This is a genomic window from Pseudomonas sp. Pseusp11 (genome assembly GCF_047304405.1).
Lineage (GTDB): Bacteria > Pseudomonadota > Gammaproteobacteria > Pseudomonadales > Pseudomonadaceae > Aquipseudomonas.
On sequence record NZ_JBGLZF010000001.1, the window covers coordinates 102,812 to 121,420 of the forward strand.

At 57.7% G+C, this 18,609-nt stretch carries 15 protein-coding genes; all 15 read left to right on the forward strand.

Going from position 1 to position 18,609, the window contains the following annotated elements; all coding sequences use genetic code 11:
- The first annotated feature begins 33 nt into the window (after positions 1-33).
- The 15 genes from mtnA (at position 34) to ACCC96_RS00570 (ending at position 18,550) form a co-directional block, all read left to right on the forward strand.
- Positions 34-1,110 carry an S-methyl-5-thioribose-1-phosphate isomerase gene (gene mtnA, locus ACCC96_RS00500; protein ID WP_258672854.1) on the forward strand — a complete coding sequence of 359 codons (1,077 nt, stop codon included), beginning with the start codon at positions 34-36 and terminating at the stop codon, positions 1,108-1,110.
- Between the two features lie 336 nt (positions 1,111-1,446).
- The gene (gene gyrA / locus ACCC96_RS00505; protein ID WP_413694694.1) at positions 1,447-4,116 is read left to right on the forward strand and encodes a DNA gyrase subunit A; all 2,670 of its coding nucleotides are present in this window, start codon (positions 1,447-1,449) and stop codon (positions 4,114-4,116) included.
- 219 nt (positions 4,117-4,335) lie between these two features.
- On the forward strand, positions 4,336-5,421 hold the full coding sequence (serC, locus tag ACCC96_RS00510) for a 3-phosphoserine/phosphohydroxythreonine transaminase (protein WP_019650495.1): 1,086 nt from the start codon (positions 4,336-4,338) through the stop codon (positions 5,419-5,421).
- Positions 5,421-6,515 carry a prephenate dehydratase gene (pheA, locus tag ACCC96_RS00515; protein WP_007939916.1) on the forward strand — a complete coding sequence of 365 codons (1,095 nt, stop codon included), beginning with the start codon at positions 5,421-5,423 and terminating at the stop codon, positions 6,513-6,515. Before serC ends, pheA begins: the two co-directional genes overlap by 1 nt.
- A 12-nt stretch (positions 6,516-6,527) precedes the next feature.
- Positions 6,528-7,640, forward strand: a complete 1,113-nt coding sequence (gene hisC, locus ACCC96_RS00520) for a histidinol-phosphate transaminase (RefSeq protein WP_230174513.1) — start codon at positions 6,528-6,530, stop codon at positions 7,638-7,640.
- A gap of 28 nt (positions 7,641-7,668) precedes the next feature.
- Positions 7,669-9,876 carry a bifunctional prephenate dehydrogenase/3-phosphoshikimate 1-carboxyvinyltransferase gene (locus ACCC96_RS00525; RefSeq protein ID WP_413694760.1) on the forward strand — a complete coding sequence of 736 codons (2,208 nt, stop codon included), beginning with the start codon at positions 7,669-7,671 and terminating at the stop codon, positions 9,874-9,876.
- Positions 9,873-10,562 (forward strand): (d)CMP kinase, encoded by a 690-nt coding sequence (cmk, locus tag ACCC96_RS00530; protein ID WP_007939921.1) that lies wholly within the window; start codon positions 9,873-9,875, stop codon positions 10,560-10,562. Before ACCC96_RS00525 ends, cmk begins: the two co-directional genes overlap by 4 nt.
- Before the next feature lie 119 nt (positions 10,563-10,681).
- The gene (gene rpsA / locus ACCC96_RS00535; protein WP_018929851.1) at positions 10,682-12,373 is read left to right on the forward strand and encodes a 30S ribosomal protein S1; all 1,692 of its coding nucleotides are present in this window, start codon (positions 10,682-10,684) and stop codon (positions 12,371-12,373) included.
- Between the two features lie 217 nt (positions 12,374-12,590).
- Positions 12,591-12,869, forward strand: coding sequence for a hypothetical protein (locus ACCC96_RS00540; RefSeq protein ID WP_019650498.1), 279 nt, complete (start codon positions 12,591-12,593; stop codon positions 12,867-12,869).
- A 149-nt stretch (positions 12,870-13,018) separates the two neighbouring features.
- Positions 13,019-13,315 carry an integration host factor subunit beta gene (ihfB, locus tag ACCC96_RS00545; RefSeq protein WP_003369729.1) on the forward strand — a complete coding sequence of 99 codons (297 nt, stop codon included), beginning with the start codon at positions 13,019-13,021 and terminating at the stop codon, positions 13,313-13,315.
- A 27-nt stretch (positions 13,316-13,342) separates the two neighbouring features.
- Complete coding sequence (locus tag ACCC96_RS00550) at positions 13,343-13,582, forward strand: LapA family protein (protein WP_019650499.1); 240 nt, start codon at positions 13,343-13,345, stop codon at positions 13,580-13,582.
- Positions 13,583-13,812: 230 nt separating this feature from the next.
- Positions 13,813-14,889 carry a dTDP-glucose 4,6-dehydratase gene (gene rfbB, locus ACCC96_RS00555; RefSeq protein WP_019650500.1) on the forward strand — a complete coding sequence of 359 codons (1,077 nt, stop codon included), beginning with the start codon at positions 13,813-13,815 and terminating at the stop codon, positions 14,887-14,889.
- The gene (gene rfbD, locus ACCC96_RS00560) at positions 14,886-15,779 is read left to right on the forward strand and encodes a dTDP-4-dehydrorhamnose reductase (protein ID WP_413694695.1); all 894 of its coding nucleotides are present in this window, start codon (positions 14,886-14,888) and stop codon (positions 15,777-15,779) included. The genes rfbB and rfbD overlap by 4 nt, the downstream gene beginning before the upstream one ends.
- The gene (gene rfbA / locus ACCC96_RS00565) at positions 15,776-16,663 is read left to right on the forward strand and encodes a glucose-1-phosphate thymidylyltransferase RfbA (RefSeq protein WP_413694696.1); all 888 of its coding nucleotides are present in this window, start codon (positions 15,776-15,778) and stop codon (positions 16,661-16,663) included. Before rfbD ends, rfbA begins: the two co-directional genes overlap by 4 nt.
- A 444-nt stretch (positions 16,664-17,107) precedes the next feature.
- Positions 17,108-18,550 carry a mannose-1-phosphate guanylyltransferase/mannose-6-phosphate isomerase gene (locus tag ACCC96_RS00570; RefSeq protein ID WP_026345962.1) on the forward strand — a complete coding sequence of 481 codons (1,443 nt, stop codon included), beginning with the start codon at positions 17,108-17,110 and terminating at the stop codon, positions 18,548-18,550.
- Positions 18,551-18,609 lie beyond the last annotated feature (59 nt).

Genomic DNA, 18,609 nt, shown 5'->3' on the forward strand with positions numbered 1-18,609 from the left:
CGGCGGCTTTTGTTCATGAGTGCGGGGTGTGGGATGCGCGATCGACTGTTGGCTGCGGAGAAGGTGAAGGCCATCGATTGGCGTGATGGCGCACTGTACCTGCTGGATCAGCGTATTTTGCCGTTCGAGGAAACCTGGATCGCCTACACCAGCGCTGCGGGTGTGGCCGAAGCCATTCGCTCGATGGTGGTGCGCGGTGCGCCGGCTATTGGTATCAGTGCGGCCTATGGCGTGGTGCTGGCGGCCCGTACCCGTTTTGCCGAAGGGGGCGACTGGCAAGCGGCGCTGGAAGAGGATTTCGCGCTGTTGGCTGACTCCCGTCCGACCGCGGTCAATCTGTTCTGGGCCTTGGGTCGCATGCGTGAGCGGCTTGAGCGCCTGAAGGAGCACGCCGATCCGCTGTCGGTGCTGGAAGCCGAAGCCATCGCCATCCACGAAAGTGATCGCGAAGCCAACCTGACCATGGCCCAGTTGGGCGTCGACCTGATCCGCAAACATCAAGGCAACGCCCAGGCGATCCTCACGCATTGCAACACCGGTGCACTGGCCACCGGTGGTTTCGGCACGGCGCTGGGGGTGATTCGCGGGGCGTTCATCGAAGGCATGGTCGAGCGCGTCTACGCCGACGAAACCCGGCCATGGCTGCAAGGTTCGCGATTGACTGCGTGGGAATTGGCCAATGAGGGTATTCCGGTGACCCTCAATGTCGATTCCGCTGCCGCGCACATCATGAAAACCAAGGGTGTGACCTGGGTGATCGTCGGCGCCGACCGGATTACCGCCAATGGCGATGTGGCGAACAAGATCGGTACCTACCAGTTAGCGGTCAACGCCATGCACCACGGCGTGCGCTTCATGGTGGTAGCGCCGAGTTCGACCATCGACATGAACCTGGCCAGTGGCGACGAGATTCCTATCGAAGAGCGTGATGGCCGCGAGTTGCTGGAAGTTGGCGGCAAGCGGGTGGGGGCGGATGTGGAAGCGTTCAACCCGGTGTTCGACGTGACCCCGGCCGACCTGATCGATGCGATCGTCACCGAAAAAGGCATCGTCGAGCGCCCGGACACCGCGAAAATGGCCCAGTTGATGTGCCGCAAGCGTCTGCATTAAATCATTCAGGCTGTACGAAATCGGTGTTTACAAGTGAAAAATACGGTTGAATGCCGGTTGATCACGCCTCTAAGCCCCTCTCGTCTCCTTCAAGCCTGTCACCGGTCAACTAACTATGCTCCATGCGCATCTGGGGGATAGGTGCGTGGCGGCTCTTGTGATAACATCCGGCGGTTTCCAGGGTAGCCTGATGTGGCTGCCTTTACTGCGCAGATCCATGGCATAACTCGTTGATTTGTCGTAAGTCGGTGCATGGCACTCAGTCTGCATCGGCGAGCTTCGTTCGTCCCATATGGATGTGACGAAGTTTCACCAGAAAAAGGAATCAGGCTTCTCATGGGCGAACTGGCCAAAGAAATCCTCCCGGTCAATATCGAAGACGAGCTGAAGCAGTCCTACCTCGACTACGCGATGAGCGTAATTGTCGGGCGGGCACTGCCGGATGCGCGCGATGGCTTGAAGCCCGTGCACCGGCGTGTGCTGTTCGCGATGAGCGAGCTGGGCAACGACTTCAACAAGCCGTACAAGAAATCTGCCCGTGTTGTCGGTGACGTGATCGGTAAGTATCACCCGCACGGTGATACCGCGGTGTACGACACCATCGTTCGGATGGCGCAGCCATTCTCGCTGCGTTACCTGCTGGTGGACGGCCAGGGCAACTTCGGTTCGGTGGACGGCGACAACGCCGCGGCCATGCGATACACCGAAGTGCGCATGACCAAACTGGCGCACGAGCTGCTGGCCGACCTGCATAAAGAAACCGTGGACTGGGTGCCGAACTACGACGGCACCGAAATGATCCCCGCGGTCATGCCGACCAAGATCCCCAACCTGCTGGTCAACGGCTCCAGCGGTATCGCCGTGGGCATGGCGACCAACATTCCGCCGCACAACCTCGGTGAAGTCATCGACGGTTGCCTGGCACTCATCGACAATCCGGAGCTGACTGTCGATGAGTTGATGCAATACATCCCCGGTCCGGACTTCCCGACCGCCGCGATCATCAACGGTCGCGCCGGCATCATCGAAGCCTACCGCACCGGTCGCGGGCGCATTTACATGCGTGCCCGCTCGATCATCGAAGACATCGACAAGGTCGGTGGCCGTCAGCAGATCGTGATCACCGAACTCCCTTACCAGCTGAACAAGGCCCGTCTGATCGAGAAGATCGCCGAGCTGGTCAAAGAGAAGAAGCTCGAAGGCATCACCGAGCTGCGCGACGAGTCCGACAAGGACGGTATGCGCGTCGTGATCGAGCTGCGTCGCGGCGAAGTGCCTGAGGTGATCCTCAACAACCTCTACGCCCAGACTCAGCTGCAAAGCGTGTTCGGCATCAACATCGTCGCGCTGATCGACGGTCGTCCGCGGATCCTCAACCTCAAGGATCTGCTGGAAGCCTTCGTTCGTCACCGTCGCGAAGTCGTGACCCGTCGTACCGTGTTCGAGCTGCGTAAAGCGCGCGAACGTGGCCACATCCTGGAAGGTCAGGCGGTTGCCCTGTCGAACATCGACCCGGTCATCGCCCTGATCAAGGCTTCGCCGACCCCGTCGGAAGCCAAGGAAGCGCTGATCAGCACGCCTTGGGAATCCTCCGCCGTGGTCGCGATGGTCGAACGTGCCGGTGCCGATTCGTGCCGTCCGGAAAACCTCGATCCGCAATACGGTCTGCGCGACGGCAAGTACTTCCTGTCGCCAGAGCAGGCGCAAGCCATTCTGGAGCTGCGTCTGCACCGTTTGACTGGTCTGGAACACGAAAAGCTGCTGGCCGAGTATCAAGAGATCCTCAACCAGATCGGCGAGCTGATCCGCATCCTCAACAGCGCCACGCGCCTGATGGAAGTGATCCGCGAAGAGCTGGAAGTGATCCGTGCCGAGTACGGCGATGTGCGTCGCACCGAGATTCTCGATGCCCGTCTCGACCTGACCCTGGGCGACATGATCCCGGAAGAAGAGCGCGTCGTGACCATTTCCCACGGTGGCTACGCCAAGACCCAGCCGCTGGCGGCGTACCAGGCTCAGCGTCGTGGTGGTAAAGGTAAATCGGCTACCGGCGTGAAGGATGAGGACTACATCGCTCACCTGCTGGTCGCCAACAGCCACACCACGCTGCTGCTGTTCTCCAGCAAAGGCAAAGTGTACTGGCTGAAAACCTATGAAATTCCGGAAGCGTCCCGCGCTGCCCGTGGTCGTCCGCTGGTCAACCTGCTGCCGCTGGACAGTGATGAATACATCACCACCATGCTGCCGGTCGAGGAATACACCGAAGGTCACTTCATCTTCATGGCCACTGCCAAAGGCACCGTGAAGAAGACCCCGCTGGAATCCTTCAGTCGTCAACGCAGCGTCGGTCTGATCGCGCTGGAGCTGGATGAAGGCGACGTGCTGATCTCTGCGGCCATTACCGATGGCGATCGCGAAGTCATGCTGTTCTCCGACGGCGGCAAGGTGACTCGCTTCAAGGAAACCGACGTTCGCGCCATGGGCCGTACCGCTCGCGGTGTCCGCGGCATGCGTCTGCCGGAAGGCCAGAAGCTGATTTCCATGCTGATCCCGGAAGAAGGCAGCCAGATCCTCACCGCTTCGGCGCGTGGTTTCGGCAAGCGCACCGCGATCACCGAGTTCCCTGAGTACAAGCGTGGCGGTCAGGGTGTTATCGCGATGGTCAGCAACGAGCGTAACGGCCGTCTGGTCGGCGCGGTCCAGGTGCTTGATGGCGAGGAAATCATGCTGATTTCCGACCAGGGTACATTGGTTCGTACCCGCGTCGACGAAGTGTCCAGCCTGGGTCGTAACACCCAGGGCGTGACCCTGATCAAGCTGGCCAACGATGAAACGCTGGTGGGCCTGGAGCGGGTTCAGGAGCCGTCGGAAGTCGAAGGCGAAGAGCTGGAAGGCGAAGGGCTTGAAGGTGAAGAGGGTGCAGTGTTCGACGGTGAGGTCGTGATCGACGATGTTGCCGACGACCAGCAACTCGACGCCGCCGCCGACGAAGAGCCGCAGGAGTAAGCGGGCAAGCAGGGGGCGGATGAAGATTCGCCCCCTTGTTGTTTGTCCTCAGGGAACTGTGGAATTGTTTTTAATGTAGGAGCTGTCGAGCGAAGCGAGGCTGCGATCTCTTGATCTGGCTCTTGCTTTCGCTCAGCACTAAAAGATCGCAGCCTCGCTCTGCTCGACAGCTCCTACAGATTTATTGCGTGATACCACCAAATCAGAGCGAGATTGGATGTGAGCAAGAGAGCCTATAACTTCTGTGCCGGTCCTGCGGCGCTTCCCGAAGCTGTCCTGAAGCGCGCCCAGGCTGAACTCCTTGATTGGCACGGCAAGGGCCTGTCGGTCATGGAAATGAGCCATCGCAGCGATGAGTTCGTGTCCATTGCCACCAAGGCCGAGCAGGATCTGCGTGATCTGCTGAATATCCCCTCGAACTATAAAGTGCTGTTTCTGCAAGGTGGCGCGAGCCAGCAATTTGCTCAGATTCCGCTGAACCTGTTGCCGGAAAACGGCACCGCCGACTATATCGACACCGGTATCTGGTCGCAGAAAGCGATCGAAGAAGCCTCGCGCTACGGCCACGTCAACGTTGCCGCGACCGCCAAGCCTTACGACTATTTCGCTGTGCCTGGTCAGAACGAATGGAACCTGTCGAAAGATGCGGCCTACGTTCACTACGCGCCGAACGAAACCATTGGCGGCCTGGAATTCCAGTGGATCCCGGAAACCGGTGATGTGCCGCTGGTCGCCGACATGTCCTCGGACATTCTTTCGCGCCCGGTGGATGTCTCGCGTTTCGGCATGATCTACGCCGGCGCCCAGAAAAACATCGGCCCGAGCGGCATCGTCGTGAACATCGTTCGCGAAGACCTGCTGGGCAACGCCCGTTCCATCTGCCCGACCATGCTCAACTACAAGGTCGCGGCCGACAACGGCTCGATGTACAACACGCCGCCGACCCTGGCCTGGTACTTGTCCGGTCTGGTGTTCGAGTGGCTGAAAGAGCAGGGCGGCGTCGAAGCCATCGGCAAGCTCAATGAAGTGAAGCAGCGTACGCTGTACGACTTCATCGACGCCAGCGGCTTGTACAGCAACCCGATCAACAAGCCTGACCGCTCGTGGATGAACGTGCCGTTCCGTCTGGCCGACGATCGTCTCGACAAGCCGTTCCTGGCGGGTGCCGACGAACGTGGCCTGTTGAACCTCAAAGGTCACCGTTCCGTGGGCGGCATGCGTGCCTCCATCTATAACGCCGTCGATATCGTTGCGGTCAACGCACTGGTCTCGTACATGGCAGAGTTCGAGAAGGAACACGGCTAATGTCTGAGCAAGAACTCAAGGCACTGCGCCTGCGCATTGATGCTCTGGACGAAAAGGTCCTGGAACTGATCAGTGAGCGCGCACGCTGCGCCCAGGAAGTTGCGCGAGTAAAGATGGCCTCGCTGGCCGAAGGCGAAGTGCCGGTGTTCTATCGTCCTGAGCGCGAAGCTCAGGTGCTCAAGCGCGTGATGGAGCGTAACCAGGGGCCGCTGGGTAACGAAGAGATGGCGCGGCTGTTCCGCGAAATCATGTCCTCGTGCCTGGCCCTCGAGCAGCCGCTGAAAGTGGCTTACCTCGGCCCTGAAGGTACCTTTACTCAGGCTGCGGCCATGAAGCACTTCGGTCACGCGGTGATCAGCAAGCCAATGGCAGCGATCGACGAAGTGTTCCGTGAAGTGGCGGCCGGTGCGGTGAACTTTGGCGTGGTCCCGGTGGAAAACTCCACCGAAGGCGCGGTCAACCACACCCTCGACAGCTTCCTCGAACACGACATGGTGATCTGTGGCGAAGTCGAGCTGCGCATTCACCACCACCTGTTGGTTGGCGAAAACACCAAGACCGACAGCATCAGTCGCATCTATTCCCACGCCCAGTCCCTGGCCCAGTGCCGCAAGTGGCTGGATGCCCATTACCCGAATGTCGAGCGCGTGGCGGTGTCCAGCAACGCTGAGGCGGCCAAGCGGGTCAAGGGTGAGTGGAACTCGGCGGCGATTGCCGGCGACATGGCTGCCGGCCTCTACGGGTTGACCCGTCTGGCCGAGAAAATCGAGGATCGCCCGGACAACTCCACGCGATTCCTGATGATCGGCAACCAGGAAGTGCCGCCGACCGGCGACGACAAGACCTCGATCATTGTTTCCATGAGCAACAAACCCGGCGCGCTCCACGAATTGCTGGTGCCGTTCCACGACAATGGCATCGACCTGACGCGGATCGAGACCCGTCCGTCGCGCAGCGGTAAATGGACCTACGTGTTCTTCATCGACTTCGTCGGCCATCACCGCGACCCGCTGGTCAAAGGTGTGCTGGAAAAGATCAGTCAGGAAGCAGTGGCACTCAAAGTGCTGGGTTCCTACCCGAAAGCAGTTCTCTAAGGGCGGTAGCAAATGAGTGGCAACTTCCTCGCTCTGGCACAGCCGGGCGTGCAACAACTTTCGCCTTACGTTCCGGGCAAGCCCGTGGACGAACTGGCTCGTGAGCTGAACCTCGATCCGGCCAGCATCGTCAAACTGGCGAGCAACGAAAACCCGCTGGGCGCCAGTCCCAAGGCGCTGGCGGCGATTCGCGAAGCGCTGGCCGAGCTGACCCGCTATCCGGACGGCAACGGTTTTGCGCTCAAGACCCTGCTGGCCGATCAGTGCCGCGTCGAGCTGAACCAAGTGACGCTGGGCAACGGCTCCAACGACATTCTGGAGCTGGTGGCGCGTGCCTATCTGGCACCGGGCCTGAACGCGGTGTTCAGCGAGCATGCGTTTGCGGTCTATCCGATCGTGACCCAGGCCGTTGGCGCCCAGGCAAAAGTGATCCCGGCCAAAGATTGGGGTCATGATCTGCCGGCCATGCTGGCCGCGATCGATGCCGACACTCGCGTGGTGTTCATCGCCAACCCGAACAACCCGACCGGGACCTGGTTCGACGCCGAGGCGCTGGATGAATTCCTGCAGGACGTTCCGGCCCATGTACTGGTGGTGCTGGACGAGGCCTACATCGAGTACGCCGAAGGCAGCGACTTGCCGGATGGCCTGGACTATCTGGCGGCCTATCCGAACCTGCTGGTCTCGCGCACCTTCTCCAAGGCCTATGGCCTGGCGTCGCTGCGGGTCGGCTACGGTTTGTCCTCGGCCATCGTCGCCGATGTGCTCAATCGCGTGCGTCAGCCGTTCAACGTCAACAGCCTCGCACTGGCCGCCGCTTGTGCTGCGCTGCAAGACGTCGAGTACCTGGCTGAAAGCCGTCGCCTGAACCAGTCCGGCATGCAGCAGCTAGAGGCAGGTTTCCGTGAGTTGGGGCTGAGCTGGATTCCATCCAAAGGCAACTTCATCTGTGTCGATCTGGGTCGCGTTGCTGCCCCGGTGTTCCAGGGGTTGCTACGTGAAGGCGTGATCGTGCGTCCGGTGGCCAACTACGGCATGCCGAACCACCTGCGTATCACCATCGGTTTGCCAGCGGAAAACAGCCGCTTCCTCGAGGCGCTGACCAAGGTTATGGCTCGTGGTTGATGTCACTGCACTGCAATCTGCTGAACCTATGATCGGTCGCCTGGTGGTGGTCGGTCTGGGGTTGATCGGCGGTTCGTTTGCCAAAGGCCTGCGTGAAAGCGGTCTGTGCCGCGAAGTGGTCGGGGTCGATCTCGATCCACAGTCGCGCAAACTGGCGGTCGAGTTGGGTGTGGTGGATCGCTGCGAAGTAGACCTTGCGGCAGCTTGCCAGGGTGCCGACGTGATTCAGTTGGCGGTACCGATCCTGGCCATGGAGAAACTGCTCGCGCTGTTGGCGGGCATAGATCTGGGGCAGGCGATTCTGACCGATGTTGGCAGCGCCAAAGGCAATGTGGTGCGTGCGGCGACCGAGGCGTTTAGCGGCATGCCGGCGCGTTTCGTGCCGGGGCATCCGATTGCCGGTTCCGAACAGAGCGGGGTGGAAGCCTCCAATTCCGACCTGTTCCGTCGCCATAAAGTGATTCTGACGCCGCTGGATCAGACCGACCCGGCCGCGCTGGCGGTGGTCGACCGCTTGTGGCGCGAATTGGGCGCCGACGTCGAGCACATGCAAGTCGAGCGTCATGACGAAGTGTTGGCGGCGACCAGCCATTTGCCGCACTTGCTGGCGTTCGGTTTGGTCGATTCATTGGCCAAACGCAATGAAAATCTTGAGATCTTCCGTTACGCTGCGGGCGGTTTCCGCGATTTCACAAGAATCGCCGGTAGCGACCCGGTCATGTGGCACGACATCTTCCTCGCCAACCGCGAAGCTGTCCTGCGCACACTCGATACATTTCGCAGCGACCTCGACGCCTTGCGCGACGCGGTCGATGCAGGGGATGGGCACCAATTGTTGGGCGTGTTCACTCGCGCCCGGGTTGCCCGCGAGCATTTCAGTAAAATCCTGGCCCGCCGGGCCTATGTGGACGCTATGAATTCCAACGATCTGATTTTCCTGGCACAACCTGGTGGCCGCCTGACTGGGCGGATTCGTGTACCGGGCGACAAATCGATTTCCCACCGCTCGATCATGCTCGGTTCCCTGGCTGAAGGCGTCACCGAAGTGGAAGGTTTCCTCGAGGGCGAAGACGCCCTGGCGACCCTGCAAGCTTTCCGCGACATGGGCGTCGTCATCGAAGGTCCGCACCATGGTCGTGTGACCATTCACGGCGTCGGCCTGCATGGCCTGAAGCCTGCGCCGGGCCCGATCTATCTGGGTAACTCCGGCACTTCGATGCGTCTGCTGTCTGGCCTGTTGGCTGCGCAGAACTTCGACAGCACCCTGACCGGCGACGCTTCGTTGTCCAAGCGTCCGATGAATCGCGTGGCCAATCCGCTACGTGAAATGGGCGCTGTGATCGAGACCGCCGCTGACGGTCGTCCACCGATGACCATTCGTGGCGGCAACAAGCTCAAGGGCCTGACTTACACCATGCCGATGGCCAGTGCCCAGGTTAAATCCTGCCTGCTGCTGGCGGGTCTGTATGCCGAAGGCAAGACCACGGTCACCGAGCCGGCACCGACTCGCGACCACACCGAACGCATGCTGCGTGGCTTCGGCTACCCGGTGACCGTTAACGGGGCGACGGCCTCGGTCGAGTCCGGCCACAATCTGACCGCGACCCACATTGAGGTGCCGGGCGATATCTCGTCGTCGGCGTTCTTCCTGGTGGCGGCGTCGATTGCCGAAGGTTCGGAGTTGGTGCTCGAACACGTCGGTATCAATCCGACCCGTACCGGCGTAATCGACATCCTGCGTCTGATGGGCGCTGACATCACTCTGGAAAACCAGCGTGAAGTCGGTGGCGAGCCGGTAGCCGACCTGCGCGTACGGGCAGCTAAACTCAAAGGTATCGAGATTCCCGAAGCGCTGGTTCCACTGGCTATCGACGAGTTTCCGGTGCTGTTCGTGGCGGCTGCATGTGCCGAAGGTCGCACTGTGCTGCGTGGTGCCGAAGAGTTGCGCGTGAAGGAATCGGACCGGATCCAGGTCATGGCGGACGGTCTGCTGGCGCTGGGCGTCAAGTGCGAGCCCACTCCGGACGGCCTCATCATCGACGGCGGCCAGATCGGCGGCGGCGAAGTGCACGGTCACGGCGATCACCGGATTGCCATGGCCTTCAGCGTGGCTTCACTGCGCGCCACTGCGCCGATCCGCATCCATGATTGCGCCAACGTCGCGACCTCGTTCCCGAACTTCCTCGCGCTGTGCGCGCAGGTCGGTATCCGTGTTGCACAAGAGGCTCAGTCGTGATCAGCATTGCACCGGTCATCACTATTGATGGGCCAAGCGGCTCTGGCAAAGGTACTGTCGCCGGGATTCTGGCCAAGCGCCTGGGCTGGAACCTGCTGGATTCCGGTGCACTTTATCGATTGCTGGCTTTCGCCGCGCATAACCATGGCGTCGACCTGACCAATGAGGAATTGCTCAAGAAGCTCGCCGCTCATCTGGATGTGCAGTTCATCGCGGCGACCGACGGTCAGTTGCAGCGCATTATTCTGGAAGGCGATGAAGTCAGCGATGTGATCCGTACCGAGAGTGTCGGCTCGGGAGCCTCGCAGGTCGCCGCGTTGCCTGCGGTTCGCGAGGCGTTGCTGCAGCGTCAGCGGGCTTTTCAGGAGGCGCCGGGTCTGGTGGCCGATGGTCGCGACATGGGTACGGTGGTATTTCCCGACGCGCCCTTGAAGATTTTCCTCACTGCCAGTGCCGAAGAGCGTGCGCGCCGACGTTACTTGCAGTTGAAGGGCAAAGTCGATGGTGTTAGTCTGTCGAGTCTGCTAGATGAGATACGTGCGCGCGATGAGCGTGACACCCAGCGAGCGGTAGCCCCGCTCAAACCGGCGGCTGACGCCATACAGCTGGATTCCACGGAATTATCCATCGATCAGGTGCTGGAACGCATCATGAGCGAGATCGCCATTCGCGATATCGCCGGGTGACCAAGAGGGCCGCAGGGGACCAGTCATAGTCCTGCGGAGCTTCTTTTAAATGAAACTAACCCACATCGTCTGGGATGTGGAGATGGGCGTATTCTTCGCCCTTATCAACAGGAATTAAAATGAGCGAAAGCTTTGCGGAACTCTTTGAAGAAAGCCTAAAAACCCTGAACCTTCAGGCAGGCTCCATCATCACCGGTGTTATCGTTGATATCGATTACCAAGCTCGCTGGGTAACCGTTCACGCTGGCCTGAAGTCTGAAGCACTCATCCCGCTTGAGCAGTTCTACAACGACGCTGGCGAACTGAACATCAACGTCGGTGACGAAGTTCACGTTGCTCTGGACTCGGTTGAAGACGGCTTTGGTGAAACCAAGCTGTCCCGTGAAAAAGCCAAGCGCGCTGAATGCTGGATTGTTCTGGAAGCAGCCTTCGCAGCCGAAGAAGTGGTCAAGGGCGTTATCAACGGTAAGGTTAAAGGCGGCTTCACTGTCGACGTTAACGGCATCCGTGCGTTCCTGCCAGGTTCTCTGGTTGACGTCCGTCCAGTGCGCGACACCACGCACCTGGAAGGCAAAGAGCTGGAATTCAAGGTCATCAAACTCGACCAGAAACGCAACAACGTTGTCGTTTCCCGTCGCAGCGTCCTCGAAGCCGAGAACTCCGCCGAGCGTGAAGCTCTGCTGGAATCCCTGCAGGAAGGCCAACAAGTCAAAGGTATCGTCAAGAACCTCACCGATTACGGCGCATTCGTCGATCTGGGTGGCGTCGATGGCCTGCTGCACATTACCGACATGGCTTGGAAACGTATCAAGCATCCTTCCGAAATCGTCAACGTTGGCGACGAGATCGATGTCAAGGTTCTGAAGTACGATCGCGAGCGCAATCGTGTTTCCCTGGGCCTCAAGCAACTGGGCGAAGATCCATGGGTTGCTATCAAAGCCCGTTACCCAGAAAGCACTCGCGTTACCGCTCGTGTAACCAACCTGACCGACTACGGCTGCTTCGCTGAGCTGGAGGAAGGCGTTGAAGGTCTGGTACACGTTTCCGAAATGGACTGGACCAACAAGAACATCCACCCTTCGAAAGTCGTACAAGTCGGCGACGAAGTGGAAGTTATGGTTCTGGACATCGACGAAGAGCGTCGTCGTATCTCTCTCGGCATCAAGCAGTGCAAATCTAACCCATGGGAAGATTTCTCTGGCCAGTTCAACAAGGGCGATAAAATCTCCGGCACCATCAAGTCGATCACCGATTTCGGTATCTTCATTGGTCTGGACGGCGGCATCGACGGTCTGGTTCACCTGTCCGACATCTCCTGGAACGAAGTGGGCGAAGAAGCCGTACGCCGCTTCAAGAAAGGCGACGAGCTGGACACCGTTATCCTGTCGGTTGACCCAGAGCGTGAGCGCATCTCCCTGGGTATCAAGCAACTGGAAAGCGATCCGTTCTCCGAGTACGTTCAAGAGAACGACAAAGGCGCCATCGTTAAAGGCATCGTGAAGGAAGTTGACGCCAAAGGCGCCATCATCACTCTGGCCGACGATATCGAAGCGACTCTGAAAGCCTCCGAAATCAGCCGTGACCGCGTTGAAGACGCGCGTAACGTTCTGAAAGAAGGCCAGGAAGTAGAAGCCAAGATCATCAGCGTTGATCGCAAGAGCCGCGTAATCCAGCTCTCCATCAAGTCGAAAGATGATGCTGAAGAGAAAGAAGCAATCCAGAGCTTGAAAGACAAGCCTGCTGCTGACATCGCTGCTGGTCCTACCACTCTGGGCGACCTGTTGCGTGCACAAATGGAAAAACAGAACTGAGTTCTGTCAGACCATAGAAAAAGGGCGACTTCGGTCGCCCTTTTTTGTGTCTACGATTTGGTGAATCCCAAACGTGCTGATGCTGCAATATTTCTTTCGTGAAACCAATGATCTACATAAGTTGTCTGTAACTTCATACAGGTCAATCGTCTATTCAAGGCTAGGCTTAGTCTGAAGTGAACGACCGCCGGGTTGCGCATCCGGCATAAGGAAGTGAATGAACAAGCTCATTGTCGTGATAGCAGTAATGACATTGGCAGGTTGTACCACCAGCGCCAAGACTCATGTGGTGCGCGGCGTCAGTGGTATAGAGGTCGATTGTTCGGGATTGGGCTCAGGATGGGAGAGGTGTCACAAGCGAGCGGCCAAGGAGTGTAAAGGGGCAGGTTATAAAGTCATCGTAAGGTCTGATGACGCCAAGGAGGAAGATATATTCCCTTTCGGTTTCAATCCCGCGGGCTATCTGACACGCACCATGCTGGTTATCTGCAGGTGAGTGTGTGGGTTCGATCAGAGTTCCGGTGCCTTGAATTGGGCATCTCGCTGCTAGGAACAATATGTCAACACTCGGGCTGTTCAAATTACTCGGGGCATGCTAAAACCTTTGAAGCGCTGATCTAGCTGCTTGAAAAAGAAGGGAAAAATATGACGAAGTCGGAGTTGATCGAACGAATTGTCACCCATCAAGGGCTACTCTCATCCAAAGATGTAGAGCTGGCCATCAAGACCATGCTTGAGCAAATGTCCCAATGTCTGGCCACTGGTGATCGAATCGAGATCCGTGGTTTTGGCAGTTTTTCACTGCACTATCGCGCGCCGCGCGTGGGGCGTAATCCAAAAACAGGTCAGTCCGTCAGCCTCGACGGCAAGTTTGTTCCGCATTTCAAGCCAGGCAAAGAACTGCGCGATCGTGTGAACGAAGATGAGGAGGAAGGGCTTTGACGGCTTCCGCACTTCAAGGAGCCGCTGATGCGTAACCTCAAGCGCGTACTCCTCGCTGTATTTGTCCTGTTGCTCGTTCTGGTGATCCTGGCGTTCGTTCTTGAGAACCAGCAACGCGTGTCCCTGCTGTTCTTCGGTTGGGCGGGCCCACAGTTACCTGTGTCGTTGATCATGGTGATTGCGCTGCTGGTCGGCATGATAATAGGACCGATTCTGGGTTGGTTTCTGGGGCGTGCGTCCAGAGCCTCACGCAAGCGTCTTGTCTGATGTGACAATCCCGTCGTGCGAGTTGGGTTGATGTCACAGCTTGTCCATATCCATTAGTAAAACCTTCATTAAGCTGTAAAATGCTGCGCTTGGCCGATTAGGGGGGGGATTCCCGCATCGGTTCAGACTGACTCTGTCAGAAGCCATGGCTGACTTGATGGCTTTTGCATTCATGGATTAGACGGTGCGCGGTTGGCGGCCCTGTCAGCAACTCAAGGGTATGGTTTCGCGTGAAAATTCTAGTAACTGGCGGCGCCGGGTTCATCGGTTCAGCAGTCATTCGTCATATCATCTCCAACACTGCCGACTCTGTCGTTAACGTCGATAAACTGACTTATGCCGGTAACCTTGAGTCGCTGGCCGAAGTCAGCCAGAACTCGCGTTACGTGTTCGAGCGCGTCGACATCTGCGACCGTGATCAGGTGGATCGTGTCCTGCGTGAACATCAACCGGATGCCATCATGCATCTGGCCGCAGAATCCCACGTTGATCGCTCGATCTCCGGTCCGTCTGAATTCATCCAGACCAACATCATCGGCACTTACACCTTGCTGGAAGCTGCACGCCACTATTGGGCGGCACTGGACGATGCGCGTAAAGCCAACTTCCGCTTCCACCATATTTCCACCGACGAAGTCTACGGAGACCTTGAAGGTCCGGAAGACCTCTTCACCGAAACCACGCCTTATCAGCCAAGTTCGCCGTACTCGGCCAGCAAGGCCAGTTCCGATCACCTGGTTCGCGCCTGGAGTCGTACCTACGGCCTGCCGACCCTGGTTACCAACTGTTCGAACAACTATGGTCCGTTCCACTTCCCTGAGAAATTGATCCCGCTGATCATTCTCAACGCACTGGAAGGCAAGCCGCTGCCGGTCTACGGCAAAGGCAATCAGGTTCGTGACTGGCTCTACGTCGAAGACCACGCCCGCGCACTGTACAAAGTCGTGACCGAAGGCGTGATCGGCGAGACCTACAACATCGGCGGCCATAACGAGAAGCAAAACATCGAAGTGGTGCATACCCTTTGCGCACTGCTTGATGAACTGCGCCCAGACTCTGCTCATCGTCCACACGCCAGCCTGATCACCTACGTTCAGGATCGCCCGGGCCACGACCAGCGTTACGCGATCGACGCCAGCAAAATCCAGCGCGAGCTGGGTTGGACACCGGAAGAAACCTTTGAAACCGGTATACGCAAGACTGTCGAGTGGTACCTGAACAACACTGAGTGGGTGGCTCACGTGAAGAGCGGCAGCTACCAGCAATGGATCGACCAGAACTACACGGACCGTTCGGACAAAGCATGAAAATTCTCCTGTTGGGAAAAAACGGCCAGGTCGGCTGGGAGCTGCAGCGCTCTCTTGCGCCTCTTGGCGAACTGATCGCCCTGGACCGTCATCCGGTCGATGGTTTGAGCGGCGACCTGTCTGACCTCAATGCACTGCGCGCGACGATCCGTCAGGTTAAACCCGACATCATCGTCAACGCAGCGGCCTACACTGCGGTCGATAAAGCTGAATCCGAGACTGAGCTGGCCGATCGTGTGAACGGTCAGGCGAGTCAGGTTATGGCTGAAGAAGCCGCATCTCTAGGGGCTTGGCTGATTCACTACTCGACCGATTACGTGTTCAGCGGTGAAGGCCTGACGCCGTGGCAAGAAACCAATGCCGTCGCACCGGTGAATCACTACGGTGCCAGCAAACTGGCCGGCGAGCAGGCGATTATTGCCTCGGGATGCAAGTACCTGATCTTCCGCACCAGTTGGGTCTATGGTGCTCGCGGTAACAACTTCGCCAAGACCATGCTGCGCCTGGCCAAGGATCGCGAAACCCTGAGCGTCATCGCCGACCAGATCGGCGCCCCTACCGGCGCAGACCTGATCGCTGACGTGACGGCGCTGGCTATTCAGCAAGTGTTGCAGCGTCCTGAGCTGGCGGGTCTTTATCACTTGGCGGCCGCCGGCGAAGTGTCCTGGCACGGCTATGCCAGCCATGTGATCGGTTTTGCCAAGGCCAACGGTGAAGAGCTTGCTGTCACAGCGATCAATCCGATCGAAACGACCGCCTACCCGACACCGGCGCGCCGCCCTCTGAATTCCCGATTGAATACTCAGAAGCTGCGCGACAATTTTTCTTTGCACTTGCCGGATTGGCAAAGTGGTGTCACCCGAATGCTTATGGAAGTCCTGAACAAATGACCACGACAAATCGTAAAGGCATCATCCTCGCTGGTGGCTCGGGTACTCGTCTGCACCCGTTGACCCTCGGCGTGTCCAAGCAGATGCTGCCGATCTACGACAAGCCGATGATCTTCTATCCGCTGTCGGTGTTGATGCTCGCCGGTATACGCGAAATCCTGATTATCTCCACCCCTGAAGACCTGCCGTGCTTCCGTAAATTGCTGGGTGACGGCAGTCTGTACGGCATCAAGCTGACTTACGCTGAGCAGCCAAGCCCGGACGGTCTGGCGCAGGCGTTCATCATTGGTGAAGAGTTCATCGGCAAGGATCCTTGCTGTCTGATCCTGGGCGACAACATCTTTTACGGTCAACACTTCTCGGACAATCTGCGTTCGGCCAGCGCTCAAGAGCATGGAGCGACGGTATTCGGCTATCACGTATCGGACCCGGAGCGTTTTGGTGTAGTGGAGTTCGACGCTGCCGGCCACGCTTTGAGTATCGAAGAAAAGCCACTGAAGCCAAAATCGAGCTATGCGGTGACGGGGCTGTACTTCTACGACAACCAGGTTGTCGAGATCGCCAAGAATATCAAGCCATCCGCGCGTGGTGAGTTGGAGATCACTGATGTCAACCGTGCGTACCTTGAGCAGAAGACCCTCAAAGTCGAAATGCTTGGTCGCGGCTTTGCCTGGCTGGATACCGGTACACATGATTCGTTGCTGGAGGCGAGCCACTTCGTGCATACCATTGAGAAGCGGCAGGGTTTGAAAGTTGCCTGTCTGGAGGAGATTGCTTACAGCAGTGGCTGGATTTCCGCCGCTGAGCTGTCGGCTCAGGCAGTGCGTCTCAGCAAGACCGGTTATGGTTCCTATCTGGAAAAGCTTTTGAAGGCGCAGGATTGACGAGGCTTGAGTGAGAATTGATCGTGGCTGACGATTGATATTATTTTGATGTCGATTTGAAGAAATCGTTTGTTTTCAAATGATTTTCGTATCTGCCCTTCGCATGAGTTATTTATTCCCGGTACTAGCTGTAGAATGGCCGGCAGAACTATCTGACCCCATTCAGTGCTGCATGCCTCAGGCTTATTGGGCCCGCACTCCTGGCTCCGACTTATCGAGATCGCCTCAAAAAATTGAGGCAGGAATACGGATAAGTGGTCGAGCTAGCGAGTGAGGGGGAGGCGTACTCGGTGTAAAATCAACCGGTTTGGATTGATGCTTGGCTGTCACCCTCGGTCGACTCGAGCAAAAAACTTGCATTGCATACGATGCAAGGATGACCAGAAACATAACTGAGCCCACTTTCTGGATGAATCTGCCGGAAGGGGATTAAGGATTTAGAGCATGGAACTGATTCCCGTAATTTTGTCTGGCGGAGTAGGCAGCCGGTTATGGCCTGTCTCCCGGGAGGCCCATCCAAAGCCGTTCATGGATCTGCCAGATGGCCAGAATCTAATCCAGAAAACGTTCCTTCGTGCTTCGCGTCTGGAAGGTGTTGTGGAAGTTCTTACGGTGACCAACCGTGAGCTCCTGTTCAAGACCGAAGACGAGTACGGTGCGGTCAACACGCACAAGCACTCGCAAGGTTTCATCCTTGAGCCTTTCGGGCGTAATACAGCTGCCGCCGTCGCTGCTGCGGCGCTTCAACTGGAAGCTTCGCATGGCCCCGACGCCCAAATGTTGGTGTTGGCGGCAGACCACCTGATCAAAGACGAAAAAGCATTTGCGGCGGCGGTAGCCAGTGCAGTTGCGCTTGCCTCCGAAGGCTGGCTGGTCACCTTTGGTATTCAGCCGACCTATCCTGAAACAGGGTTCGGGTACATTGAAGCTCAAAAAGATGCGCCCCTGAAGGGTGGTCTGAAAGTTGCGCGCTTCGTCGAAAAGCCCAATCTTGAAACGGCTGAAGGCTACGTCAGCGCGGGCAACTACTATTGGAACTCCGGGATGTTCTGCTTCCGGGTTGGCACTGTGTTGGAAGAGCTTCGTCAGCATGCCCCGGACGTGGTGGAAGCTGTCAGTAAAACCATTGAAAGCTCGCGCCTTACCATCTCTGACAAGTATCGTTGCCTGGCACTCGACGCCGATGCATTCGCAGAGGTTCCAGACATCTCCATCGATTACGCATTGATGGAGCGCTCCTCCAAGGTAGCGACCATCCCTTGTGATATTGGTTGGAGTGACATCGGTTCCTGGAACGCGGTCAGTGAACTGACCGAGCCTGATGAAGATGGCAATCGTTTTGAAGGCGAGGTGTTGTCCCACAATTCCCGTAACAATTATGTAAACAGTGAAGATCGACTGACTGCGCTGGTCGGGGTTGAGGACCTGCTGGTCATCGATACCCCGGACGCGGTGATGATCGCCCACAAAGATCACGCCCAAGACGTAAAGCATATTGTCAATCAGCTCAAGGCGGCCAGCCACACGGTGCATTTGCTCCATCGCACCGTTCATCGCCCTTGGGGGACCTACACAACCCTGGAAAACGGCGAGCGCTTCAAGATCAAGCGCATTGTGGTGAAGCCCAAGGCTTCGTTGTCCTTGCAGATGCACCATCACAGAAGCGAACACTGGATCGTTGTCAGCGGGATGGCTAAGGTCATCAACGATCAGCAGGAGCTGATGTTGAACACCAACGAGTCCACGTTTATTCGTGCTGGTCATCAGCACCGTTTGATGAATCCTGGGGTCATAGACCTGGTGATGATTGAAGTACAAAGTGGTGACTATCTCGGCGAGGACGATATTGTTCGTTTTGAAGATAATTACGGCCGCGTCGATAAGTAAGAGTACCGTCGCAGTTACAAGCCGGATCGGTGGATTTCCACCGGTCAGGCTTTTTTGCA